Origin of the sequence: Algoriphagus taiwanensis, from assembly GCF_036245645.1 — a bacterium.
Lineage (GTDB): Bacteria > Bacteroidota > Bacteroidia > Cytophagales > Cyclobacteriaceae > Algoriphagus > Algoriphagus taiwanensis.
Genome location: NZ_BTPE01000004.1, coordinates 1 through 23,047 on the forward strand (window position 1 = coordinate 1; position 23,047 = coordinate 23,047).

Below are 23,047 nucleotides of genomic sequence, written 5' to 3' on the forward strand. Positions count from 1 at the left end.
GCAGAACACAAGATATTAGATGCAGGCTGATCACTGATCACTGCATACTTACAATTTAGGCGGCCTAGCGCAGGGGTCCCACCTCTTCCCATCCCGAACAGAGAAGTTAAGCCCTGCAGCGCCGATGGTACTGGGGTTACACCCGGGAGAGTAGGTCGCCGCCACATTATTCAAACCTCAGTCATACGACTGGGGTTTTTGTGTTTTAGGACCTTCAGTAGATACAGGAGACAAGAGGCAAGAGCCAAGAAGAAAGAAGTGGGAGGGTAGAATTCGTTTCTTTAATATGATCTATTTAACCTTCAAAACCCAAATTATTTTTTAATTCATATCCCAAACTGCCGAAAATGGTGCCCGATATGTTTGTGGTGAAAAATCTCCCATTCCTTATGGGTTAACAAACCAAATCGAGGATGGGTGAACTCTGCCTCCGGGCTTTTCTCAAAAGTCTCTTGATAGGCTTGTATGGCCTTTTTCAATTCTCCTTTTGCGGTGTCCAAGTCTGGATACCGTAAGTCCAATAACTCTGCCGGTAATCCGGGAGCCCGCACGCCTTCCGGAAATTCCATATCGGTGTACAAAAGGGCTTGTTTGGCATTTAACTGCTTTTCATTTGGGATGAAATCGGGGATTTTGACCCGACCATAAGAAAGCTTGATAGTCAAAATCAAATGCTCAACCATATGCTGTGGGGTCATTATACCAAACTTAGCCAGGGAATCACTTTTTAAAGCCTGAAGACGGTGCTCAATTTTTTCTAAATCCATTTTACAATATAGGGAAACAAAAAAGCGCTTGATACTATCAAACGCCTTTTATCCATTTTACGAACTCTAGAAAATTTAACTTCCGCACATTTCGCAGCCTTCCGGATCATCCAGTGAGCACGCGATGGCGTCTTGCTTTTGTGTTTTAATGGCTTCTACTTCATTGGCTTTTTCCACTTTGGGCTCAAGGGCCGACTTATCCAATGTAAACTTAATCGCCGAAGCAGCTGCTTGAGATCTCAGGTAGTACATACCTGTCTTTAGGCCTTTTTTCCAAGCATAGAAATGCATAGAGGTGAGCTTACCGAAGTTTGGATCTTGCATGAAGATGTTCATACTCTGTGACTGGCAGATATAGGCGCCTCGATCAGCAGCCATGTCAATGATTACTTTTTGAGATATTTCCCACACTGTCTTATACAGATCCTTGATATTCTGTGGGATATTCGGAATATTTTGAACAGAGCCATTGGTAGAAATCAATCGGTTTCTCATGGTGTCATTCCACAAGCCTAGATTGATCAAGTCTTTCATCAGGTGCTTATTAACCACGATAAACTCTCCAGATAGAGTTCTTCTGGTGTAGATGTTGGTGGTATAAGGCTCAAAGCACTCATTGTTACCAAGAATCTGAGAAGTAGAAGCAGTAGGCATTGGTGCCACAAGCAGAGAGTTTCTCAAGCCGTATTTCTTCACTTTCTCTTTCAGCTGATCCCAATTCCATCTTCCGGACTTAGGAGTCACTCCCCACATGTCAAACTGAAGAACTCCTTTGGAAGCAGGACTACCATCATAGGTCTCATACGTGCCTTGTACTCTAGCCAACTCCATGGAAGTCTCCACGGCCGCATAATAAATGGTTTCAAAGATATCCTCATTGAGGCCTCGGGCTTCTACCGAATCAAATGGCATTTTGAGCATGATGAAGGCATCAGCCAAGCCCTGAATACCCAATCCGATGGGTCTGTGTCGGAAGTTGGATCTTCTTGCTTCTTCCACCGGATAGTAATTGATGTCAATTACCTTGTTCAGGTTTTTGGTAGCCACTTTGGTGATTTCATACAGCTTGGAGTGGTCGAAGAATAACTTGCCATCCGGTCCTGCTGTCACAAATTTTGGTAAAGCAATGGAAGCCAGGTTACATACAGCTACTTCATCCGGTGCTGTATATTCTATGATTTCGGTACAAAGGTTGGAAGACTTGATGGTTCCCAGATTCTGCTGATTGGATTTGCTGTTTGCTGCATCCTTGTAGAGCATGTAAGGAGTTCCTGTCTCAATCTGAGATTCCAAAACTTCAAACCAAAGTTCCTGCGCTTTGATGGTTTCTCTTGCCATGCCCTCCTTCTCATACTTTTCATACAGTCGCTCAAATTCTTCTCCGTGACAATCTGAAAGACCAGGGGCTTCATTGGGGCAGAATAGAGACCATTCTTCGTTTTTCTCCACTCGCTTCATGAACAAATCCGGAATCCACAGCGCATAGAAAAGATCTCTTGCACGCATCTCTTCTTTCCCGTGATTTCTCTTTAGCTCCAGGAAGTCTTTGATATCGGCATGCCAAGGCTCTAAGTAGATGGCAAAGCTGCCTTTTCTTTTTCCTCCTCCCTGATCTACGTAGCGTGCAGTCATGTCAAAGTTTCTCAGCATCGGCACAATTCCATTCGATACGCCATTGGTGCCTTTGATATAGCTTCCTTTGGCTCTTACATGGTGAATGGATAGCCCGATACCTCCAGCTGATTGGGAGATTTTGGCACATTGCTTAAGCGTATCATAAATCCCATCGATACTGTCGTCCTTCATCGTGAGAAGGAAGCAAGAGGAAAGCTGAGGTTTTGGAGTACCGGCGTTGAAGAGGGTAGGAGTGGCATGGGTAAACCACTTTTCAGAAAGCAGGTTGTAGGTCTCAATGGCAGACTCAATATCCTCTCTGTGGATACCCACAGCGACTCTCATCAACATGTGCTGAGGTCTTTCGACCACCTTACCATCCAAGCGGATCAGATAGCTTCTTTCTAGCGTCTTGTAGCCAAAGTAATCGTACCCAAAATCCCTTTTGTAATCAATTGCATCATCCAGTCGGGCTGCATTCTTCTTGATGATTCCGTAGACTTCGGTATCGATCAATTGAGCATTTTCTCCTGTTTTGGGATTGATGTAGGTATATAGCCTTTTCATGGTATTGGAAAAGGACTGACTGGTTGTCTTATGAAGGTTGGATATAGCTATACGGGCAGCCAAAATCGCATAGTCCGGATGGCGTACCGTCAGGGAAGCACAAACCTCCGCTGCCAGATTATCCAATTCTGATGTGGTCACCCCATCATAAAGGCCGTCGATGACCTTTTTTGCCACTTCAATTGGCTGAATGAATTTTGGGTCTAATTCGTAGCAAAGGTTTTCAATCCTTGCTGTGATTTTGTCGAATCTTACTGATTCTCTTCTTCCGTCTCTTTTGATTACTAACATATGCAGGCGATTTTAGGATGGTTGGTGGTAGAAAAGTGGGGTATTAAAAGTCCTCCTCAATGGAGAATCGTGCAGCGCTCTCGGCAGGCTCTGTGGATTTCATGACTCCTGCTTTCTGATAATCTCCAACTCTTTTCTCAAAGAAGTTAGTCTTACCCTGCAGGGAGATCATTTCCATGAAGTCAAATGGATTGGTGCTGTTCCAGACTTTTTCGCAGCCCAATTCCATCAACAAGCGATCAGCCACAAACTCGATGTATTGACACATCAGGTCTGCATTCATTCCGATCAATCGTACAGGAAGAGCATCGGTTACAAATTCTTTTTCGATGGCCACTGCGTCCATGATGATTTCCCGTACGGTGTCTTTTGGTAGCTGATTGATCACATGCTTGGTATAGAGATGGCAGGCAAAGTCGCAGTGCAATCCCTCATCTCTTGAGATCAATTCATTGGAGAAGGTCAAGCCAGGCATCAAGCCTCTTTTCTTCAGCCAGAAGATGGAGCAGAAAGAGCCGGAAAAGAAGATTCCTTCTACCGCAGCAAAGGCAATTAATCTTTCCTGGAAGTTGCCATTATCGATCCATCGCAGTGCCCAGTCTGCTTTTTTCTTTACACAATCAATATGCTCAATGGCATTGAGGAGCTTGTCTCTTTCTGCAGCATCTTTGATATAAGTATCGATCAATAAGGAGTAGGTCTCGGAGTGGATGTTTTCCATGGCAATCTGGAAGCCGTAGAAAAACTTGGCCTCGGTGTACTGAACCTCAGCTACGAAATGCTCTGCTAGGTTTTCGTTGACGATTCCGTCGGAAGCTGCGAAGAAGGCCAAGACATGAGAAATAAAGTGTCGCTCTCCGTCGTTCAGGTTTTTCCAGTCGGTCAAGTCCTGACTCAAATCAATCTCCTCTGCTGTCCAAAAACTTGCTTCAGCCTTTTTATAAAACTGCCATATGTCGGCATGCTGAATTGGGAATAGGACAAATCTGTTTTTGTTCTCTTGTAAAATGGGTTCTTGCTGCATCTTTCTCTCTGGTTTTAATGTAAACAAATGGGCTTCAAACTCTCCTTTGGCTGGGCTGCTGATAGCAAAGGCTGCCTTTTCAGAACAGCCTATGAACAAATATGTAAAGCAAAATGATAAAAAAAAAATCCCTAAACAGGTACTTTAATCACTTTTTTGACCTTAAGTCAGAAAATGTATATAGATCATTAAATCAGTATTTTATGTGTTCTTAAGTCAAGTTAAAAATCAATCAAATAGGCCCATATCCGACGTTTGAAATATTTTCAACAAATTCAAAAAAGTTTTCCACAAGAAAATGTGACTAAAATTTTGAACTTAAGTCAAAAAGAATTGCCCTGTTTTACCAAGTGGTTCGCCAATAGCTTGGCTTTTTCAAGCTGTTCATTTTCAGGGTAAATGCCAGATTCCGCTTGGGAATAGTGAATATACCCCATGATTGACAGGAGGGAAAGATGGTGTTTTTAATCTGCTTTTTGTCAAGGATAGTTGAACTTCTCACCCCTCATTATGTGGAAATTGGAGGAGGGATATCTTTTTGGTTCCACTATTATATAAAGGATGAAGGATCCCAACCTAGGTTATATTCGTTTTCTTTACTTTTCTGCACAGAGATTCCCTTTTCATTTTTGGACTTTGGTTTTTTGTTCCAAATGTATTCCCTATATTTGCACTCCGATTTCGATAAATCAATTCTCAATGTACGCAATTGTAAACATCGCAGGAAAGCAGTTCAAAGTAACAAAAGATCAGTTCGTCTACGCTCCCAAGCTGGATGGCGAAGCTGGCGCTTCCGTGGAATTCGACCAGGTCTTGTTGGCAGAAGCTGACGGCGCTGTGTCTGTAGGCGCTCCTACTCTAGCTGGAGCAAAGGTATCCGGGAAAATCCTGGATCATGTCAAAGGTGACAAAGTGATTATCTTCAAAAAGAAGCGAAGAAAAGGCTACAAAAAGAAGAACGGTCACAGACAAGACTTCACCAAAGTATTGATCGAAAACATTTCACTCTGAAATTTTCCATCCGGAAATTCATAAACGTACAAAACCATGGCACACAAAAAAGGTGTAGGTAGTTCCAAAAACGGTCGTGAATCACATTCCAAAAGATTGGGTGTGAAAAAATTTGGCGGTGAAGTAGTAATCGCCGGTAATATCATCGTAAGACAAAGAGGCACCAAGCATCATGCTGGACTCAATGTAGGTGTTGGCAAAGACCACACCTTGTTTGCACTTTCTGACGGAGTGGTAGCATTCAAGAAGAAAGCAGACGGCAAGTCTTACGTAAGTGTAGAGCCTGTTCAGGCCTAAGACCTACCTCAATGAAACGCTAAACCTCTTCCAACGAAGAGGTTTTTTTTGTGCCTACCCGAATTTTTCCACCATTGGTCAAGAAAAAAGTGATTTTTCCATGATTCCTCCTAACTTTTGAATTGAATCAACACCAACCAACATTAGATGAAGATGATCACTAGATTTTCCTGGTCAGGGCTTGTCTTGCTCCTGACTCTTGCCGGGAATCTGCTCTTTGCGCAGCAAGTCCCCGATCCCAAAGTGTATGATGCCGTCCAGTGGCGCCTGATTGGTCCCTTCCGGGGAGGAAGAGCCGATGGGGTGACCGGAGTAAATGGCAGTGACAAGACCTATTACTTTGCTTCCACCGGAGGCGGAATCTGGAAAACCACCAATGCAGGACAAACCTGGAAATCTGTTTCCGACGGCTTTTTCGGTGGCTCCATGGGTGCCGTGGCTGTAGCCGAGAGTGACACCTCCATTGTCTATGCCGGAGGAGGAGAGAAAACCGTCCGAGGCAATGTCTCTTTTGGTTACGGGATGTGGAAAAGTACCGATGCCGGAAAAACCTGGTCTCAGGCCGGGCTTGAGAAAAGCCGATTTATTTCCAGACTTCGGATTCATCCTACCAACCCTGACGTGGTCTATGCCGCGGTTTTGGGAGATATCTTTCAGCCTACCGAGATGCGAGGGGTTTACAAAACCACTGATGGAGGGAAAAACTGGGAGAAAATCCTATACACGAATGAACAAGCCGGTGCTGTGGATTTAATCCTCGATCCAAATAATCCAGAGACCATCTATGCCACCACTTGGGAAATCAAACGAACTCCCTACAGTCTGGAAAGTGGTGGCCCGGGTTCCAAAATGTTCAAATCCACTGATGGTGGTAAAAACTGGGAGGAACTATCCGCAAAGGAAACCTTCCCTCAAGGAGTCCTGGGAATCATGGGAATTACCGTTTCTCCCAAAAACTCTAACCGACTCTACGCCATCATCGAAAATGACAATGGTGGGGTATTTACCTCCAAAGACGCAGGACAAACCTGGGAGAAAGTCAACGAAGACCGAAGCCTTCGTCAGCGAGCTTGGTACTATTCCCGAATCTATGCAGATACTCAGGATGAGGAAACTGTCTACGTACTCAATGTGAGCTATCACAAATCCACCGATGGGGGCAAAACCTTCAAAGGCGCTAACGCTCCTCATGGAGACCATCATGACTTGTGGATCGATCCTGCCAACAATCAGCGAATGATCATCGCCGATGACGGTGGGGCTCAGGTGTCCGAGGACGGAGGTGCCAACTGGACTACCTATATGAATCAGCCAACTTCTCAGTTTTACCGGGTGACCACCGACAATAGCTTTCCTTACCGCATTTATGGTGCACAGCAGGACAACTCTACCGTCCGAATCCGTCACCGAAATGATGGAGGAGCGATTACAGAAGATGATTGGCAGCCTACTGCCGGTGGGGAATCCGGATGGATTGCTCCTGATCCCTTGGATAATGACATAGTTTTTGGAGGGTCTTATGGAGGTCTATTGACCTGGGAAAATCACAGAAACGGAACTTCGCGTACAGTCAACGTTTGGCCGGATAACCCGATGGGTCATGGTGCAGAAGGTATGAAGTACCGATTCCAGTGGAATTTCCCGATCTTCTTTTCCCCTCACAATCCCAAACTCCTCTACACCACAAGTAATCAGTTTCACCGATCTACGGATTATGGACAAAGCTGGGAAGTATTTTCTCCTGACCTGACCCGAAATGATAAAAGCAAACTCGGTCCCTCAGGTGGTCCGATCACCAAAGACAATACCTCGGTAGAATACTATGCGACCATATTCACTGCCGCTGAGTCTCCTTTAAAGCAAGGAGTGATCTGGGCGGGTTCGGATGATGGACTCGTTCACGTGACTACTGACAATGGTGTAACCTGGCAAAATGTAACTCCGAAAGACATGCCCGAGTGGCTTCAGATCAACTCCATCGAAGCCAGTCCATTCGATGCTGGAGAAGCATATTTCGCAGCTACTGGATACAAAATGGGGAATTACCAGCCTTATCTCTACAAGACTACCGATTATGGAAAAACCTGGACAAAGATCGTTTCCGGAATCGATCCGGAGCATTTCACCCGAGTGGTGAGAGCCGATCCGGTCAAAAGAGGAATGCTCTATGCCGGTACCGAAACCGCCATGTATTACTCCAAGGACGACGGAGCGAGTTGGCATTCGCTGCAATTGAATCTGCCGATCGTGCCGATCACAGATCTGACTATCAAAGAAAATAATCTGATCGCAGCTACTCAGGGCCGGTCTTTCTGGATCATAGATGATCTGACGGTATTGCATCAAGCCGAACCGGGAATCGAAAACAAGGCTTTCCATCTCTACAAGCCTCAGGATTCCTACCGAATGGATGGCATGAAAAGAAGCAGTCTGACCAATGGAACCAATCGTCCGGGAGGGGTTTTGGTGTATTACTTCCTGAAGGAAAAACCTGCTGATGAGCTGAAAATCGAATTCTTCAATGACAAAAATGAGCGTATCCGCTGGTTCTCTACCAAAGGTGTAAATGGGGATACACTCAAAGTGAAGCCCGGAGCAGGTGAATTCAACTGGAACCTGAGAGTGGAAAATGCAGAAGGCTTTGACGGATTGATTATGTGGGCAGCCAACCTTCGCGGTCCCAAGGTGGTTCCGGGAACTTACAAAGTGAAAATGACCGTAGATGGTCAGGCGCAGGAGCAAATCTTCAAAGTATTGGCTGATCCTCGCTATGAATCCACTCAGGCAGAATTGGAAGAGCAATTCGCGTTCTTGATGGCTGTTCGGGACAAAATCACCGAAACCCATCAGACCATCAAGCTGATTCGGGCCTATCGATCCGAGCTGGATTCGCTTTCTACCAAACCCGATAATCTAGACCAAATCAAAGCTGAAATGCAGGAAATCGAGGAGACCCTCTATCAGACCAAAAACCGAAGTGGTCAAGATCCGCTTAACTATCCGATTCGGCTCAATAACAAACTGGCTCACCTGAGCAGTGTGGTTGGTAATGGAGATTACAAGCCAACGGATCAGTCTGAGGCGGTGAGAAAAGAGCTCACCGAGCAAATTGATGTGCAGCTCGCCCGATTCCGAAAACTGGAGCGGGAGCAGATTTCCCGACTGCTCAATATCGAGGAAATGAAAACCAAGTTAGAAATCAAAAAGTAATGAAAAAGGCCTCTAGAGTGATCTGGAGGCCATTTTTTTGATAATCAGACCTGGCAGGATTCGAAAACCTGCCAGGTCTTTGTTTCTAAAACACCCTAAACCCCTTTATCTGCTCCAAAAATATCATCGGATAAGACGGAGAAATAAATTAATGATAATAAAGGCGATGTAAATCTATTTCTATCTTTTAAAGATTAGGTAGACTAATAGTTGTTTATTATGTTTATTAAGGTGAAAGTAACTTACCTGTATATAAAAACTTAGCCCATGAAACCTCTGATATTCTTTTTCGGATTATTTTTTTTACTGATAGCTAATTCCTTTGGTCAAGGCTTCAATGGAGCTTATCAAGGGAGTTTGGTGACTGATAAAAACTTGCTAATTATCGAGGAGCAAAAAGGCAATACGCTCATAAAACTATTTTATTCCGAAAAAGAATCTATTCAGGTTATTGGCCAAATTTCAACTGGAAAATTAACATTTCCTCTCCCTCAAAATGAGGGAGAGGATCTTACTGTTTGTGCCGAACTTTTAGAGGATTCCAATCATTTGACTATTTCCTTTGAATTGGATGGGAAAAGCTACAGCACCCTTTTCGAGAGAATAGCCTCTCCTAAGCGGAATATAGTCCAAACTTTTTTTAAAGAAGCTAATACGGATTCATTGGATCCGAGAATTATAGGTAATTGGGTTTGTTACCTTTCCAAGGATAGCACAGGAAAAGCCGAAAAGGATAATATTCTTACCAAAAAGGCTTATGTCACCTCATTCATGAAAAATGGGTTGGTAGTGTATGATTTACAAATGATCCGAGATGTATTTAAAGAGAACGGATATACGAAGCCCTTGGACTACACACAAATCCCAAAAGCAACTTGGTCTACTTTAAGCAATAGTATTTTAACAATAACCGTTGACGGGACAGCCATTGAGTATCAGTATGAAGTGTCCTCGGATTCCCTAAAACTTATCACTGATATTGGTTCGACTCAATACTATGTCAGGAAATGATAGAATCCTGAGTGTAAAGCCCTTGACTAAAAGCAGGGCCAACAATGAGAGCTAAGATTTTCCTTTCTAAAACACCCTAAACCCCTTAATCTGCTCTAAAAACATCCCCGCACTTGAAGGGGATAGAATTAGGATAAAAAGAATCCCGAAAATCGCTCCGTACAGGTGGGCGTCGTGGTTGATGCCGTCGCTGTCCTGCTTGCCCTTGACATAGGAATAGATCAAAAATAAGCCTCCAAGGATAAATCCGGGAAGGCAGATAATTCCAAACAGGCAAATGTCAGATAAAGGCATGATCACGATGCTGGCAAATACCGTTGCGGCTGTTCCTCCCGAAGCGCCCAAAGCCCGATAGTAACTGTTGTCCTGATTTTTCAAATAGGTTGGGATATCCGAAATGATAATTCCCAAGAGGTAGAAGGCTACAAACAGGAATCCACCCATACCTTTCCCAAACTGATACCTCAAAAACATTTCCACCACTCCTCCAAAGAAGTAGAAGGTAAACATGTTGAAGAGTAGGTGGATGTAGTCCTTGTGGATGAATCCGGAAAGGATAAACCTATCCCATTGGTTTCGGTTTTTGATCCGATAGGGGGTAAACATCCACCGGTCAAGCAGTTCGGGCCGGTTGAACCCAAGAATGCTGGTAATCGCTGTGATCCCGATGATTGCGGTGGTCAAAGTCAATTCCATGGCTTATTTCTCCCGATGAATCAGGTCTTGGGTTATGGCGTACAAAGCCTGATAGTATTCCTCGTTTTTGAAGTGCAGACCTTCAAATTGGCTGAAGCCTGCTTCAAAGTAGGATTGCATCTTGGCTTCGGTCAGGCTGCGGATGCCGAGTTTTTCATAGATCGCTTTCACAGCGTTTACCTTCTCGACTTTGTCAAATTCTTTCAGCGAAAGCCAATGATTCAATGCTGCCAAATCCTCTCCTTGGGCAAGTTCCAAGGCTTTGATCAAGAGAAAGGTCTTTTTGTTTGAAATGATATCTCCGCCCACCTGCTTGCCAAACTTAGCCTGATCGGCATAGACATCGAGCAGGTCGTCTTTCAACTGAAATCCCACACCGATATTGACTCCAAACTCATACAGCTTTTGCGCATCTTCCCTTTCAGCCCCAGCCAAAACCGCCCCAAGCTGAAGGGCAAAACCCAGCAATACAGCTGTTTTGAGACGGATCATGTTGAGGTATTCGTCTTCGTGGACGGTCTCGTAGGCCTCAAAGTTCATGTCAAACTGCTGTCCTTCGCAGACTTCCGCCGCGGTTTTGTTGAACAATCTGATCACCTCAGTTAGCAACTTTGGGTCTGTGCCCAAAAGCAAATCATAAGCTCTCACGAGCATCACATCTCCGGAAAGAATGGCGATGTTTGCATTCCACTTTTCATGGACGGTAGCCTTTCCTCTTCGCAGCGGGGCATTGTCCATGATGTCGTCATGCATCAGGGTGAAGTTGTGAAAAACCTCCACCGCAGCGGCCTGAGATAAGATTTCTTCCGGATTTTTCCCATAGATCCCATACGCCAAAAGCGAAAGAAGCGGACGTATCCGTTTGCCTCCCAGGCTCATAATGTAGGTGATCGGTTCGTAAAGTTCGGTGGGGGATTCTCCGAAAGAGTGGGTGCTGATGTGTTGTTCCAGCTTAGTTAAAAGCGCGTGGGCGAGACTTTTTTCTGTCATTATCTGCAAATTCCAAATCGATGGTTCGACGGTCGATATCCGTATTAACTACACGGACCACGACTTTGTCACCCAAAGTGATCATTTTTTTACTTCTCGTCCCAATCAGACGCATGTTTCTTTCGTCAAATTCGTAGTAATCGTCATCCATATCCTGGACACGGATCATGCCCTCACACTTGGTTTCGGTGATTTCTACGAAAACTCCCCACTCGGTCACACCACTGACAATGCCCTCGTAATCCTTCTGCTCGGCAAGGGACATGTATTCCACCTGCTTGTATTTGATGGAGGCACGCTCGGCATCGGCGGCTCGCTTTTCCCGCTCAGAGGAATGCACACATTTCTGCTCCCAAGGCTCCGCATCCTGAGATTTTCCTCCCTCCAAGTAATGCTCCAGCAATCGGTGCACCATCATGTCCGGGTATCGGCGGATTGGGGAAGTGAAGTGGGTATAATGCTGGAAAGCCAAGCCAAAGTGCCCTTTCGGTTCGGTGGTGTACTTGGCTTTGGCCATACTGCGGATTGCGAGTTGCTCTAGGACATTTTGTTCGGGTTTGCCCTGAATTTCGTCCATGAGCTTATTGAGTGCGGCAGAGATTTTCTGCACATTGGTCACGTCCATCTGATGGCCAAATCGCTTCGCAAAGCCGGAGAAAGTCTCCAATCGGTCCAAATCCGGACTGTCGTGAGTTCGGTACACAAAAGTGTCGGCACCCTGATTTTTTCGGAAAATGAATTCGGCCACATACTTATTGGCTAGGAGCATAAACTCCTCGATGAGCTTGTGGATGTCTTTTCGCTCCTTGACAAAAAGCCCAAGTGGCGTTCCTTTTTCATCCAGCTTAAACTTCACCTCAACGGTCTCAAAGTTTACTGCACCTTTGTCAAATCGCTGCTTCCGGATCTTCTTGGCCAGTTCATTGAGCAAGGTCAACTCCTGGAAATAGTCCCCTGATTGGGTATCGATGCATTCCTGCGCCTCCTCGTAGGCATAGCGCCGGTTGGAGTGGATGATCGTGCGACCAATCCAGTGATTGACCACCCGCGCATTTCGGTCCATTTCAAAGACGCAGGCAAAAGTCAGCTTATCCTCATTTGGACGGAGAGAGCAAAGCCCGTTACTCAATCGCTCGGGAAGCATTGGGATGGTTCGGTCCACGAGGTAAACCGAGGTGGCTCGATTGTAGGCTTCTTTTTCCAAAGCCGTTTTTTGCTTCACATAGTGGGTCACATCGGCGATATGCACCCCGATTTCCAGGTTGCCGTTTTCCAGTTCCCGATAAGAAATCGCATCGTCAAAGTCCTTGGCATCAACCGGGTCGATGGTAAAGGTGAGCACATCCCGGAAGTCTTTTCGGGCCTTGATTTCGTTGGAAGAGATTTTTTCAGGAATGGCATTGGCCTCTTCATCGGCTTCTTTTGGGTATTCGAATGGCAATCCAAATTCGGCCATGATGGAGTGGATTTCCACTTCGTGCAAACCGGCCTTGCCAAGTACCCGGATGACTTTTCCCGTTGGGTTTTTGTCATCTTCCCGCCATTCGGTGAGTTTGACGATGACTTTTTCGTTGTGCTCGGCACCCATCAGGTCCCCGCGATGGACAAAGATGTCCTTGTGCATCTTTTTGAAATCGGGCACCACAAAGGCAAAGCGGGGAGAGATTTCCACTCTACCCACAAATTCGTCCCGGTTCCGCTCTAGGATTTCCAAGACACGGCCTTCAGTTCTCCCTGTTTTTCCTTTGAGGGGAAATACCATCACGCGGACTTTGTCCCCATCCAGGGCCTGCTTGAGATCGGCCTCTTTGACCAAAATATCTCCTATAGTAGCAGCAGGATCATCCGGAATCACAAATGCGAATCTTGGATTGACATAGTCCACCGTGCCGGTGATGAAGTCGGGGTCTTGGTTGGAGGAAAAGTAGTTTCTAGGAGTTTTGGAGATTTTCCCAGCCTCCACCAATCGGAAGAGGGCGGGTTCCACGCCTCCTTTTTGGATGGCGTCGCGAATTTCCAGTCGTTTGATGATTTGCTTGGCGTTAAATTCCTCGCCGTAGTGCGCGTCTAAAAATTGTAAGATTCTTTTGGAGAGTGTCCCGGAGTCGTTACCTTCCCGGAATCCTCCTTTTGTTTTTTTCGATTTTTTTCTGTCTGATTTTCTTCCCATGTGTGGGTTAATTTATTCTAAGGTAAAAAGATAATGAATCGGCTGGGCTCATTCTTTTGGTTCTTTTTTGGAATCTTCCGTGGTGATGATTTCCAGTTCCATTTCTTCGGGCTGAGGGTGCATGGCCAAAAAGATCCGAGCAGTGACTTCTACATCTCTCAGGCAGTATTTTTCGATTTTGCCGAGATCTTTTTCTTTGTAAAAGGTGGTGTTTACCTCGCTGCCGTCAATTCCTTCCTTGGAAGTGGGAATATTAAAAACCGCCGCCAAAAGCTCCAATCGGGTGTAATATTTGTAATCCCCAAATCTCCACAGGTCCATGGTGTCCAGATGCCTGACTTCCCAGGGCTTTCTTCCGGAAATCTGAAGAGGTTCGGGAAGGGCGATTCCCTGGATGAGCATTCTTCTGCAGAGGTAGGGAAAATCAAATTCCTTTCCGTTATGAGCGCAGAGGATCCATTTTTTCTTACTTAGCAAAGCGTGGAATTCGGAAAGAAGTTCCTTTTCGTCCGGATGGGAAAAGACCTTGGTTCGGAATTGCAGCTTGTTTTCTTTCTTTTTTACCTGAAAAAAACCAACTCCCACACAGATGATCTGCCCAAATTCGGCATGGATTCCAGCCCGGTCAAAATAAAGCGAACCCGGTTCCCGATCGGGATTTTCGGTGCGGATGAGTTTTTCTTTTTTTAGCCACTCTTCCTGCATCCGGGGATTGAGTTCTTCCAAAGATTCCGTTTGGGAGGCGGTTTCAATATCCAAAAAGAGGATTTCTCCCAGATGGTCAAAAAAATCTGCCATAGTCATCTGTTTTAGCCGTGAAGGATTCCCACCAGGCCTAGCTCCGGGATGAGCCGGAGATTTACCGGGTCGAAACTACCCGGAGTAAAGATAAACTTTTTGTCAAAAATCTGATCCAGAATGTAGTAGCTCACCCAGAATTCGTTAGTCAGGATAAAGACGGCAGGGTCGATGGGTTCGATTTTGGCCACGGACTCGGCCCCTAATTCTTTGATGAGGTGGCGAAGTGTGGAGGTTTGCCTTTTTTCTCCGTCGATTTCCCCATAGCCTTTGGAGGTGATCATCACTGTGTTCAGTTCGATCAGGTTGAGGTTGATGATGTAAACGGCCCATTCGGTACCGGTGGGTTTTTCTTCTTTGACGATGGCTAGTTTGACTCCCGTCACGGGAGAGAAGTCGATGTCTTTTTTCATTTTCCTACTTGAATATTTAGGAACTGTTTATTTCTTGAATTAAACTTCTTAAATCCCCCTGCCCCCTTGACAAGGGGGAGTTGCCTTGATTTGGACCTCAGCCCTAAATCCTAGAATTTGAAGGGATTTTTAATTTAGATCTATTTCGCTTCGATCAGGTTCATCTCAAAAAGCTCAACCAGATGCTTTTTGACTTTGTTTTTGGCTTCCATTTCATCCACCGGTCTTCCCAGTTCCAGATGAAGGGAGGTCACCGCCTTGTCGTCGATGCCGCAGGGGATGATGTGTCCAAAATAGGAAAGGTCGGCATTCAAGTTGAAGGCAAAACCATGCATGGTCACCCAGCGGCTGGATTTGACTCCCATGGCGCAGATTTTCCTCGGGTTCTTTTGCTCTAAATGATCCAGCCATACGCCTGTCAGCCCGTCGATTCTCCCTGCTTCGATCCCGTAATCCGCCAAAGTCAATATGATCGCTTCTTCGAGCAGTCTTAGGTATTTGTGGATATCGGTGAAGAAATTGTCCAAGTCCAGTATCGGATACCCGACCAATTGCCCCGGGCCATGGTAGGTGATATCACCGCCCCGATTGATTTTGTAGTAGCTGGCTTGGTGGGATTTTAGGCCATTTTCATCCAAAAGCAGGTTTTCAGGCTTTCCGCTTTTCCCCAAGGTGTAGACATGGGGATGCTCAACAAAAAGGAGGTAGTTTGGAGTGGCCACCTGCTGCTCAGCGGGAAGGTTTCTGTTTTTGATTTTGAGAGCGACGATTTCTGCAAAAATCTTTTCCTGATAGTCCCAGGCTTCTTGGTAGTCCATCCGGCCTAAGTCTCGGAATTCTACCGTTTTATTGATAATTTCATTCATTAGTTTTCCCTTCGGAATTCTTTTGGTAACAGGCCTTAGGGCGAGTTCGTTCTTAGATTTTTCAAAATTAACCATTATTTCCCATGGCAGAGCACAATGAGGCCGGGAGGCTTGCCGAGCAATTGGCGGCAGACTGGCTGGTCAGCAAAGGGTATGAATTGAAAGAGACCAATTATCGGCACGGCTATGCTGAGATTGATCTGATTTTGGAGCATAGGGGGCTGTTGATTTTTGTGGAGGTGAAGTTTCGCTCGGGTACGGGCTTTGGCTATGCCGAGGAATTTGTGGACTCGGTGAAGAAAAAGCTGATCGTGAAGGCTGCAGATCAGTATATTTATGAAAATGACTGGAAGAAAGACATCCGATTTGATATAGTAGGGGTGTATAAGGACAGGGAGGGTACGGTCAGATTCCGGCATTTTGAAGATGCATTTTACTAACCCAATTGAATTCCATATGAAAAAATTATCTCTTCTGCTACTAGTAGTAGGCTGGGCCCTGGTAGCCCATGCTCAATCAGACAAAAAAAGCCAGAAAATCATTGAAGATTCTCAGGAAGCTAAGGCGGCCTTCTTAGAAGATGATCCTGATATGGCAAAGCTATTTTCATCAGCCTATGGGTATATCATTCTTCCCAATGTTGGAAAAGGAGGTCTAGGAGTAGGAGGGGCTTCCGGTAATGGCGTCGCTTATCAGGGGGGAAGCAGAATAGGTTTTGCCCGAATGACGCAGGTCACAATCGGATTCCAGGCAGGTGGACAGGCTTACAGCGAAGTAGTATTTTTTGAAGACAAAGAAGCGTTTGACCGGTTCAAGGAAAACAAAATTGAGATGTCTGCTCAAGTATCGGCTGTAGCGGCAGCTTCAGGGGCCTCACTCAATGCCAAGTATGTGGACGGGGTGATGGTTTTCACCCGTACCAAAGGCGGCTTGATGTATGAAGCTTCCGTAGGAGGACAGCAGTTCAAATTCTCTGAAAACTAGTTCAGGTTTTCTTTTCGATAAAGTAGGTTTCCGTCCTTGTCCCATTCTGCGCGGATGTAAGGGCGGAAACTTTTTGTATAGGGCTCTTCCTGATACTGGATTTCACGCTTCCGGATGGCTTTGGTGTTTTGGGTGTCCCAATATTCAGTCCACAGGCCCACTTTTTCTCCGTACTTATATTCCCCGGTGACTGCGATCTGCTGGTTTTCGTGAAAGTGGAAATAGTTGCCTTCCTCCAGTCCATATTGTACTGGGATGATCTCTTCTATGGAGTTGGACGCCCGATTATAGTAGCTAATCCGGGATTCTTTGGGCCATCCTTCGGAGAAATGGCTTTTGTCTTGAAGCACATTTTTGGAGTCGAATAGCATCCAGGTTTTGTGTTTCATTCCGTAGTAAAACATCCCGCTTTCTACCACTACGTCATTCACCAAGCGTTCATAGGGTCCATGAAGTAAATAGCCTTGGGTTTTGGAATAGCCCTCTGTCTTGATTGCTTTTTCTTTGGGGTCATACCAATACACATCCCGAATATAAGGGTCAGGGTTTCGCTCGGCATCGGTATAATTAAAGTATTCAAAGTAATACTGCCCCCGAAGTTCTTTTCGGATAAATCCCCTTTGGGTCTTCACATCAAACCAGATATTCTTCCGGGCCTTTTTCTTTTTCTCCTTTTTGGCTTCTTTTTCTTTTTCTTCATCAAAAAGCAAAAGCGGGGCTACCGAGGGTAAAAGCGCAGAAGCCACCACGCCGGAAGAATCCGGATCGGATTTCTTGCTATCGTCGGTTTTTTGGGCCAAACTGACTTTGCTCCCGAAAAGAAAAAGAAGAAGTACAAGTGAAAACGGTTTGCTCATCCCTAAAAAAACGGATCTTTTTGCGGTCTATTTTACCCAAAAATAACATTTCAGAGGCAAATCCTAAGTTTTGTTTATTATTTATAATCTTCTGGCTATTTTTGAGGAATTTGTAAAAAAACAACCTAAATAATGAATTCTATTCTATCGGATCGCATCTTAAGTATGGAGGAATCAGCTACTCTGGCCATGGCAAAAAAAGCCAGGGAACTGAAATCTCAAGGCATTGATATCATCAGTTTGAGTTTGGGTGAGCCTGATTTCAAAACGCCACAGCATATTCAGAATGCCGCCAAAGATGCCATCGATGAAGGAAAATACTTTGCCTACCCACCCGTGGCAGGCTATCAGGATCTTCGGGAAGCGATTGCAAAGAAGCTTCGGGAAGAAAACAATATCTCTCAAGCCAAAGCTGAAAACATCGTCGTTTCCACCGGTGCCAAGCATTCCATTGCCAATACTTTCATGTGCCTGATCAACGAGGGAGACGAAGTGGTGATTTTTTCCCCATACTGGGTTAGCTATGCAGAGATCATCAAGCTATGCGGTGGCGTTCCTGTGTTGATCGAGGGAAATCTGGAAAACAACTTCAAGGCTACCGCAGCGCAGTTGGAAGCAGCCATCACCCCAAAAACCAAGGCTGTGATCTATTCCTCTCCGTGTAATCCAACAGGGTCGGTTTTCTCCCAACAGGAGCTGGAGGCGATTGCCGAAGTGGTAAAGAAGCATCCGAGCATGGTGGTAATCGCCGATGAGATCTATGAGCTGATCAACTTTACCGGTAAGAACTTCAGCATTGCGTCTTTGCCGGGAATGTTTGAAAGAACAGTAACTGTGAACGGATTTTCCAAAGGCTATGCGATGACAGGCTGGAGAGTTGGGTATATCTGCGCTCCATTGGAAATCTCCAAGGCAGTGGAAAAAATGCAGGGTCAATTTACTTCCGGAAATACAGGGATCGCTCAACGTGCTGCTTTGGCGGGAATCGCCGGAGATCAGACGCCTTCTCAGAAAATGGCCGAGCAATACCTTAAAAGAAGAGATCTGGTTTTGGGACTCTTGAGAGACATTCCGGGAATCAAAACCCATGTGCCTGAGGGAGCATTTTACTTTTTCCCTGATGTGACGGCTTTCTTTGGCAAGTCAGCCTATGGCCATACGGTCAACAATGCCGATGACCTTTGCCTTTATCTTTTGGCGGTAGCCAATGTTTCCTTGGTGACCGGGGCGGCTTTTGGAGCTCCCAACTGTGTGAGAATTTCTTATGCGGCCTCCGAAGAGGAATTGGTGGAAGCCCTGAAGCGGATCAAGAAGGCGTTGGGTGATTTAGCCTAAATTCAGGAAAAAAATATCTCATGGCCCCGGTGAAAATCGGGGCTATTTTTTTTTGGGAAGTAAAATAATGCGATTTAAATGGCGATTTGTAGATAAAAAACGATCAAGTATTTGATTGCCAATCTCTCTCAAGGTTATTTCTTTTTTTAGTTCTTTTGGCTTGACCCAAAAGAACCAAAAGGTCAAGACGCAGCAAAGCTTCAACCGCACAAGGCCGGACGCTGGCCCGCTGCCGAGTCCGCCCCCGCGCCTATAGGTGGCATGTTTTGTGATAAAATGGAAAATTAAATGAATACATACCGCCTACTCACAACTATTAATTCTTTTTCCTTTTAGTTTTATTTTCTTGAAAATGATTCCAATCACCATGCTGGAGTTTGAAAACTCTTCATTTTTTTGCCTTATCAGAAAGCCTTAATTTTGGCACAAATCTTTTCCCATGCCTGAAGTACTCGTCATCACTCCTGTCAAAAATTCGGTGGAAACCACCCTGGATACCGCCAAAGCCATTCGAAATTCCAGTGTGAAGGTGACGCACGTTATTTTTAATGACTTCAGCACCGAAGAGACTAAGGCAGTTTTAGAAAAAAACAAGGCTGAAATCGGGTATGAACTTATCCATCTGGAAGACATCACAGACCATCCTTCGCCAAATTATAAGTTGGTTCTTCAGATAGCCCAAAAGCGAGCTTTGGAGGAAAAGCTTCCTCTGCTGGTAGTCGAGTCGGATGTGGTGATTCATCCGGATACGATAGAGAAACTTCTCCAAGCCATGAAAAAGGATGGCAAATCCGGTTTGGTTGGCTCGGTGACGGTAGATGAAAAAGGCGTGGTAAATTTCCCATACCTGAAATTCAAGGGGATCAAAGAACCGGAAATTCTGACGAATCGAAGCCTGAGTTTTTGCTGTACCTTGTTTTCTCCTGAGTTTTTAGAAAGCTATTCCTTTACAGGATTGGATGAGGCTAAAGATTGGTACGACACCTTTATTTCCAAAAAATCCATCGAACTCGGTTTTCAAAACCGGGTTTTGATGAATGCACCGGTTTGGCATCGGCCCCATGCCAGTCGTCCCTGGAAGCAGCTCAAATACAGCAATCCCCTCAAATACTACTTTTTGAAGTTTTGGAAGGGTTGGGATAAAATCTGATCTATTTCAGTTGAAAAATCTCGTAAACTTCTCATCCGGATGCAGCATGGCGAGGGTGTCCCTCCCGAATTCTCTGAGTCGGTAGCCATTTCCCCGAAGCATCTGATAGCACTCTTCCAACTCTTTTTTGGAGTGGTTTACGTTTTCGAAAATGATGGCTTTGGGCTGTGAGGTAGGAATATCAAAAATCCGAATGACCTCCAAGTCAAAGCCTTCAGCGTCGATCTGGAGTAGATCAATGGTATTGAGATGAAATCTTTCCTGTAGACTTTTTGGGCTGATGATTTCCACTTTTTCTTCTACGATTCTCTTTTCTGCTTCCTTAGGGATGGGGATTCCAAACTTTCGGCAGTTTTTTTCTACAATGCCATTTTCAAACAATTCCTCTACTTTCTCCTTTGAAAAAGAGGCAAGCCCTGTCGCCCATCGCATATCGCTGAATCCGATTTTGTAAAGGGGCAGATACCCATCTTTTTCCCCGATTCCAGCACACAGGAGATGCAGGCCTTTATTTTTTTTGTAAATGTCTTTCAGGTATTGGTTAAAAACCCCTGACTGTGGCTCCAGCAGGACTCCTTTCCATCGGTCTCTTTTGATGAATTTGTGGATGGGATCGTTGGTGATTCCATCGTTGGCCCCGATTTGGATGACAGTAAAGTCTCCGTTTTTGGCAAGGGAATACTCTGATAAAAACTCCGATAAACTACCCGGCTTGGGTTTGTACCAATGCCTGTAGTACCCCATAAACAAGGGGTTTTCTTCAGCACTCAATGAAATCCTGAAGTCTTTATACCAAGTTTTAAAGGCGGCTTTGATTGACATTCGATTGGAGGTTGATGGGGATATTTAGGGCCAAAATAACAGACTTAATCCGCAAAATATGCGGCAGGATTTCATTTCTTTTTCCCTTCTTCCTTCCATCCCAAAAACTTCAGCAAATTATTATAGGCTTTGGAATAGGTTCTCTGATACCTCAAAGGGCCATTTAATTCCCTTTCAAAAAAATCTGCATGCTTTTGATTGAGGTAATCAATTCGCTCTCTTTTTTTGGCTTGGGTTCCGGTTTTTTTTCGCTTACTGCTAGGAGTGAGTCTGTAGAAAAAGCCCGTAAAAGGAAGCTGCACAACTTCTCCTCCGTTTTTGAGCATTTTGATCCAAAATTCCCAATCCTCACGGCCCATCTTCATGTCCTCAGAAAAACCACCTACCTCCATCGCATCCTTTTTCCAAAACAGGGCGGCAGAAAAAATCATGTTGTCACGGGCTAATTGGTATCGGCTGAAGGGTTTCAATTTCCATGCTTTTTGGCCTGATTCATTGAATTTCACCGCCTGACAGTAAACCACCTTTACCTCAGGTCGGGAGATCAGTACTTTTACCCCTTCTTCGATGTAATTGGAAGAAATCAAGTCATCTCCATCCAAAGGCAGGAGAATTTCCCCTTTTGCTTCCTGAATACCTCGGTTACGCGCTTTGGAAACCCCTCCGTTGGGCTGGTCAATGACCCGTATCTCTGAGTTTTGCTTCGCCAAATCCAATGCAATCTGAAGAGATTCATCTGCGGAGCCATCATTTACGATCAATAGTTCGACCGGTCTGTAACTCGATTTTAAAGCGTTTTCAACAGTTTCCTGAAGATATCGAGCCTGATTATAGCAAGGGATAATGATGGATACTAATGGATTGGACATGAAGTAATTGTAAGCTTTAATCAAATTTAAAGATATTTTTCTGGGCCATCTCCGAGGAGAAGTGAGTAAAGTTCAAAAATTCATCCTGAAAAAATCTTTCGAAAAGTTTGCTAGGACTTGATTTTCAATTAATTTAGAAATGGTGATTAACAACTTTTCTCAAAAATACTTTTGTAAAAATGTGATTCTTGAGAATCCATTTTTCGAACTCTCACAGTTTATAAGGACCTTGGTGAAAGCCAAGGTTCTTTTTGTTTATATTCAAAAAATATTTGTCTGAATTGAAGAAGCACTTCGCTGTCCTTTTCTCGGTTTTCTTGATTTCGGGGTTTTCAATGGCACAAACACAACCTGCCTATGATACCGCTTACGTAGAAAACCTCCCTGAGACCATGGTTCTCAGGCTCTATCTTTCCAGGAAATTTACCGAATTCAATTTTGGGCCGGATTTGCCTGTTTATGAGCCAAATTCGGGGCTAAACCTTGGAGTCGGGTTTACCTACCAAAAATTCACCCTGAACCTTGCTGCTCCACCATCTTTTTTAAACCCAACCCGAGAAAAAGACTGGCCAGGTTTTTTGGACTTACAGGTGCATTACTATCCACAAAAGTGGATTTTCGATCTGTTTGCCCAGTTTTACAATGGGTATGTTATCCCGGATTTTGAAGAACCGGATCAAAAATACCTTAGGGAGGATGTCAGAGTTCGGAAGTTTGGAGTGAATGCAAATTATGTCTTTCTAGGCGACAGGGTATCCATGGCGGCCGCAAAGGACCAATCTCAGATTCAAAAGAAATCTGCCATTTCCCCAACGGCAGGTTTGGAGGCCTACCGAGTTAAAATCCAGGGGGACTCATTGGTAGTTCCCGGCCCAATCGGGGTCGAGACCAATTATTTGAGAGGTGATTTTTTTCAAATTGGGCCAAACGTCGGAGTTTTGGGGACTTTGGTTTTTGGAAAGGGCTTTTTTCTCACTGGGGATTTCTCCTACAATGTTGGATTGGGTTACTCTCAATCTGACCAGATCAAGGAGTCCAGAGAATGGGAGATTGTCACCGGATATTTTTTCAGGGGCTTTTTAGGCTATAATAACCGGCGGTTTACTGCCAATATCAATTATGTGTATAAGCATCTGAACCTAGCGGAGCATGTCGGGCTTAACCCTTCTGCCAATACAGGTAACTATCGATTTAATATTGGATACAAAATACAACCCGGTCCCAAATTCAAGAAAACTTACAATAAGTTTAACCCAGTCCGGATTTTGGAATCCATATTCAAAAAAAACTAAGCTCCCCCGATAG

Annotated in this window: 21 protein-coding genes and 1 rRNA gene; 10 read left to right on the forward strand and 12 right to left on the reverse strand. The window is 44.9% G+C overall.

The window, feature by feature from the left end; genetic code table 11:
* The first annotated feature begins 55 nt into the window (after window positions 1–55).
* Window positions 56–167: ribosomal RNA gene (gene rrf, locus AAA938_RS06240) — 5S ribosomal RNA — on the forward strand.
* A gap of 159 nt (window positions 168–326) precedes the next feature.
* Here rrf and AAA938_RS06245 read toward each other — a convergent pair.
* The 3 genes from AAA938_RS06245 to AAA938_RS06255 all read right to left on the reverse strand — a co-directional run bounded on the left by AAA938_RS06245 (window position 327) and on the right by AAA938_RS06255 (window position 4,263).
* A complete protein-coding gene (locus tag AAA938_RS06245; RefSeq protein ID WP_338227779.1) occupies window positions 327–698 on the reverse strand; it encodes a DinB family protein in 372 nt (123 codons plus the stop codon).
* A 144-nt stretch (window positions 699–842) separates the two neighbouring features.
* Window positions 843–3,239: a ribonucleoside-diphosphate reductase subunit alpha gene (locus AAA938_RS06250; RefSeq protein ID WP_338227780.1), complete on the reverse strand. Its 2,397-nt coding sequence runs from the start codon at window positions 3,237–3,239 to the stop codon at window positions 843–845.
* 43 nt (window positions 3,240–3,282) lie between these two features.
* Window positions 3,283–4,263 (reverse strand): ribonucleoside-diphosphate reductase small subunit, encoded by a 981-nt coding sequence (locus tag AAA938_RS06255; protein ID WP_338227781.1) that lies wholly within the window; start codon window positions 4,261–4,263, stop codon window positions 3,283–3,285.
* A 699-nt stretch (window positions 4,264–4,962) separates the two neighbouring features.
* On the opposite strand from AAA938_RS06255, the gene rplU reads away from it, so the two are divergent.
* The 4 genes from rplU (at window position 4,963) to AAA938_RS06275 (ending at window position 9,792) form a co-directional block, all read left to right on the forward strand.
* Window positions 4,963–5,274: a 50S ribosomal protein L21 gene (gene rplU / locus AAA938_RS06260; protein ID WP_338227782.1), complete on the forward strand. Its 312-nt coding sequence runs from the start codon at window positions 4,963–4,965 to the stop codon at window positions 5,272–5,274.
* Between the two features lie 36 nt (window positions 5,275–5,310).
* The gene (rpmA, locus tag AAA938_RS06265) at window positions 5,311–5,571 is read left to right on the forward strand and encodes a 50S ribosomal protein L27 (protein ID WP_338227783.1); all 261 of its coding nucleotides are present in this window, start codon (window positions 5,311–5,313) and stop codon (window positions 5,569–5,571) included.
* Between the two features lie 153 nt (window positions 5,572–5,724).
* Window positions 5,725–8,781 carry a WD40/YVTN/BNR-like repeat-containing protein gene (locus tag AAA938_RS06270; protein WP_420915732.1) on the forward strand — a complete coding sequence of 1,019 codons (3,057 nt, stop codon included), beginning with the start codon at window positions 5,725–5,727 and terminating at the stop codon, window positions 8,779–8,781.
* A 267-nt stretch (window positions 8,782–9,048) separates the two neighbouring features.
* Entirely contained in the window at window positions 9,049–9,792 is a 744-nt protein-coding gene (locus AAA938_RS06275) for a hypothetical protein (RefSeq protein WP_338227785.1), read from the forward strand.
* Between the two features lie 66 nt (window positions 9,793–9,858).
* Here AAA938_RS06275 and AAA938_RS06280 read toward each other — a convergent pair whose 3' ends face one another.
* From AAA938_RS06280 to lipB, 6 genes are all read right to left on the reverse strand, one after another.
* A complete protein-coding gene (locus tag AAA938_RS06280) occupies window positions 9,859–10,488 on the reverse strand; it encodes a rhomboid family intramembrane serine protease (RefSeq protein WP_338227786.1) in 630 nt (209 codons plus the stop codon).
* A 3-nt stretch (window positions 10,489–10,491) separates the two neighbouring features.
* Window positions 10,492–11,478: a polyprenyl synthetase family protein gene (locus tag AAA938_RS06285; RefSeq protein ID WP_338227787.1), complete on the reverse strand. Its 987-nt coding sequence runs from the start codon at window positions 11,476–11,478 to the stop codon at window positions 10,492–10,494.
* Window positions 11,441–13,648: a ribonuclease R gene (rnr, locus tag AAA938_RS06290; protein WP_338227788.1), complete on the reverse strand. Its 2,208-nt coding sequence runs from the start codon at window positions 13,646–13,648 to the stop codon at window positions 11,441–11,443. Before rnr ends, AAA938_RS06285 begins: the two co-directional genes overlap by 38 nt.
* Before the next feature lie 48 nt (window positions 13,649–13,696).
* The gene (locus tag AAA938_RS06295; RefSeq protein ID WP_338227789.1) at window positions 13,697–14,446 is read right to left on the reverse strand and encodes a 3'-5' exonuclease; all 750 of its coding nucleotides are present in this window, start codon (window positions 14,444–14,446) and stop codon (window positions 13,697–13,699) included.
* A gap of 11 nt (window positions 14,447–14,457) precedes the next feature.
* Entirely contained in the window at window positions 14,458–14,859 is a 402-nt protein-coding gene (locus AAA938_RS06300) for a hypothetical protein (RefSeq protein ID WP_338227790.1), read from the reverse strand.
* A gap of 140 nt (window positions 14,860–14,999) precedes the next feature.
* Window positions 15,000–15,725, reverse strand: a complete 726-nt coding sequence (gene lipB, locus AAA938_RS06305; protein ID WP_338227791.1) for a lipoyl(octanoyl) transferase LipB — start codon at window positions 15,723–15,725, stop codon at window positions 15,000–15,002.
* Between the two features lie 83 nt (window positions 15,726–15,808).
* Between lipB and AAA938_RS06310 the strand changes: the two genes are divergently transcribed.
* Window positions 15,809–16,165, forward strand: a complete 357-nt coding sequence (locus tag AAA938_RS06310) for a YraN family protein (RefSeq protein WP_338227792.1) — start codon at window positions 15,809–15,811, stop codon at window positions 16,163–16,165.
* A gap of 16 nt (window positions 16,166–16,181) precedes the next feature.
* Complete coding sequence (locus tag AAA938_RS06315; protein ID WP_338227793.1) at window positions 16,182–16,709, forward strand: lipid-binding SYLF domain-containing protein; 528 nt, start codon at window positions 16,182–16,184, stop codon at window positions 16,707–16,709.
* Here AAA938_RS06315 and AAA938_RS06320 read toward each other — a convergent pair.
* Window positions 16,706–17,566 carry a toxin-antitoxin system YwqK family antitoxin gene (locus AAA938_RS06320; protein ID WP_338227794.1) on the reverse strand — a complete coding sequence of 287 codons (861 nt, stop codon included), beginning with the start codon at window positions 17,564–17,566 and terminating at the stop codon, window positions 16,706–16,708. The genes AAA938_RS06315 and AAA938_RS06320 overlap by 4 nt on opposite strands.
* A gap of 132 nt (window positions 17,567–17,698) precedes the next feature.
* On the opposite strand from AAA938_RS06320, the gene AAA938_RS06325 reads away from it, so the two are divergent.
* Together AAA938_RS06325 and AAA938_RS06330 are read left to right on the forward strand one after the other, a co-directional pair.
* Window positions 17,699–18,901 (forward strand): pyridoxal phosphate-dependent aminotransferase, encoded by a 1,203-nt coding sequence (locus AAA938_RS06325; protein WP_338227795.1) that lies wholly within the window; start codon window positions 17,699–17,701, stop codon window positions 18,899–18,901.
* A gap of 439 nt (window positions 18,902–19,340) precedes the next feature.
* Window positions 19,341–20,051, forward strand: a complete 711-nt coding sequence (locus tag AAA938_RS06330) for a glycosyltransferase (protein WP_338227796.1) — start codon at window positions 19,341–19,343, stop codon at window positions 20,049–20,051.
* A gap of 6 nt (window positions 20,052–20,057) precedes the next feature.
* On the opposite strand, the gene AAA938_RS06335 is transcribed toward AAA938_RS06330, so the two are convergent.
* Both AAA938_RS06335 and AAA938_RS06340 read right to left on the reverse strand, forming a co-directional pair.
* Window positions 20,058–20,873 carry an FkbM family methyltransferase gene (locus tag AAA938_RS06335; protein WP_338227797.1) on the reverse strand — a complete coding sequence of 272 codons (816 nt, stop codon included), beginning with the start codon at window positions 20,871–20,873 and terminating at the stop codon, window positions 20,058–20,060.
* Window positions 20,874–20,944: 71 nt separating this feature from the next.
* A complete protein-coding gene (locus AAA938_RS06340) occupies window positions 20,945–21,742 on the reverse strand; it encodes a glycosyltransferase family 2 protein (RefSeq protein ID WP_338227798.1) in 798 nt (265 codons plus the stop codon).
* A gap of 335 nt (window positions 21,743–22,077) precedes the next feature.
* Between AAA938_RS06340 and AAA938_RS06345 the strand changes: the two genes are divergently transcribed.
* Complete coding sequence (locus tag AAA938_RS06345) at window positions 22,078–23,034, forward strand: DUF4421 domain-containing protein (RefSeq protein WP_338227799.1); 957 nt, start codon at window positions 22,078–22,080, stop codon at window positions 23,032–23,034.
* The last annotated feature ends 13 nt before the right edge of the window (window positions 23,035–23,047 follow it).

Excerpts from the sequence above, each read along its gene's own strand:
- AAA938_RS06320 (WP_338227794.1), bottom strand. The coding sequence starts at position 17,566 with ATGAGCAAACCGTTTTCACTTGTACTTCTTCTTTTTCTTTTCGGGAGC.
- AAA938_RS06285 (WP_338227787.1), bottom strand. The coding sequence starts at position 11,478 with ATGACAGAAAAAAGTCTCGCCCACGCGCTTTTAACTAAGCTGGAACAA.
- AAA938_RS06275 (WP_338227785.1), top strand. The coding sequence starts at position 9,049 with ATGAAACCTCTGATATTCTTTTTCGGATTATTTTTTTTACTGATAGCT.
- AAA938_RS06315 (WP_338227793.1), top strand. The coding sequence starts at position 16,182 with ATGAAAAAATTATCTCTTCTGCTACTAGTAGTAGGCTGGGCCCTGGTA.
- lipB (WP_338227791.1), bottom strand. The coding sequence starts at position 15,725 with ATGAATGAAATTATCAATAAAACGGTAGAATTCCGAGACTTAGGCCGG.
- AAA938_RS06295 (WP_338227789.1), bottom strand. The coding sequence starts at position 14,446 with ATGGCAGATTTTTTTGACCATCTGGGAGAAATCCTCTTTTTGGATATT.
- AAA938_RS06280 (WP_338227786.1), bottom strand. The coding sequence starts at position 10,488 with ATGGAATTGACTTTGACCACCGCAATCATCGGGATCACAGCGATTACC.
- AAA938_RS06345 (WP_338227799.1), top strand. The coding sequence starts at position 22,078 with ATGGCACAAACACAACCTGCCTATGATACCGCTTACGTAGAAAACCTC.
- AAA938_RS06255 (WP_338227781.1), bottom strand. The coding sequence starts at position 4,263 with ATGCAGCAAGAACCCATTTTACAAGAGAACAAAAACAGATTTGTCCTA.
- AAA938_RS06340 (WP_338227798.1), bottom strand. The coding sequence starts at position 21,742 with ATGTCCAATCCATTAGTATCCATCATTATCCCTTGCTATAATCAGGCT.
- AAA938_RS06245 (WP_338227779.1), bottom strand. The coding sequence starts at position 698 with ATGACCCCACAGCATATGGTTGAGCATTTGATTTTGACTATCAAGCTT.
- AAA938_RS06250 (WP_338227780.1), bottom strand. The coding sequence starts at position 3,239 with ATGTTAGTAATCAAAAGAGACGGAAGAAGAGAATCAGTAAGATTCGAC.
- AAA938_RS06310 (WP_338227792.1), top strand. The coding sequence starts at position 15,809 with ATGGCAGAGCACAATGAGGCCGGGAGGCTTGCCGAGCAATTGGCGGCA.
- AAA938_RS06300 (WP_338227790.1), bottom strand. The coding sequence starts at position 14,859 with ATGAAAAAAGACATCGACTTCTCTCCCGTGACGGGAGTCAAACTAGCC.
- AAA938_RS06330 (WP_338227796.1), top strand. The coding sequence starts at position 19,341 with ATGCCTGAAGTACTCGTCATCACTCCTGTCAAAAATTCGGTGGAAACC.
- AAA938_RS06270 (WP_420915732.1), top strand. The coding sequence starts at position 5,725 with ATGATCACTAGATTTTCCTGGTCAGGGCTTGTCTTGCTCCTGACTCTT.
- AAA938_RS06325 (WP_338227795.1), top strand. The coding sequence starts at position 17,699 with ATGAATTCTATTCTATCGGATCGCATCTTAAGTATGGAGGAATCAGCT.
- rnr (WP_338227788.1), bottom strand. The coding sequence starts at position 13,648 with ATGGGAAGAAAATCAGACAGAAAAAAATCGAAAAAAACAAAAGGAGGA.
- rpmA (WP_338227783.1), top strand. The coding sequence starts at position 5,311 with ATGGCACACAAAAAAGGTGTAGGTAGTTCCAAAAACGGTCGTGAATCA.
- rplU (WP_338227782.1), top strand. The coding sequence starts at position 4,963 with ATGTACGCAATTGTAAACATCGCAGGAAAGCAGTTCAAAGTAACAAAA.
- AAA938_RS06335 (WP_338227797.1), bottom strand. The coding sequence starts at position 20,873 with ATGTCAATCAAAGCCGCCTTTAAAACTTGGTATAAAGACTTCAGGATT.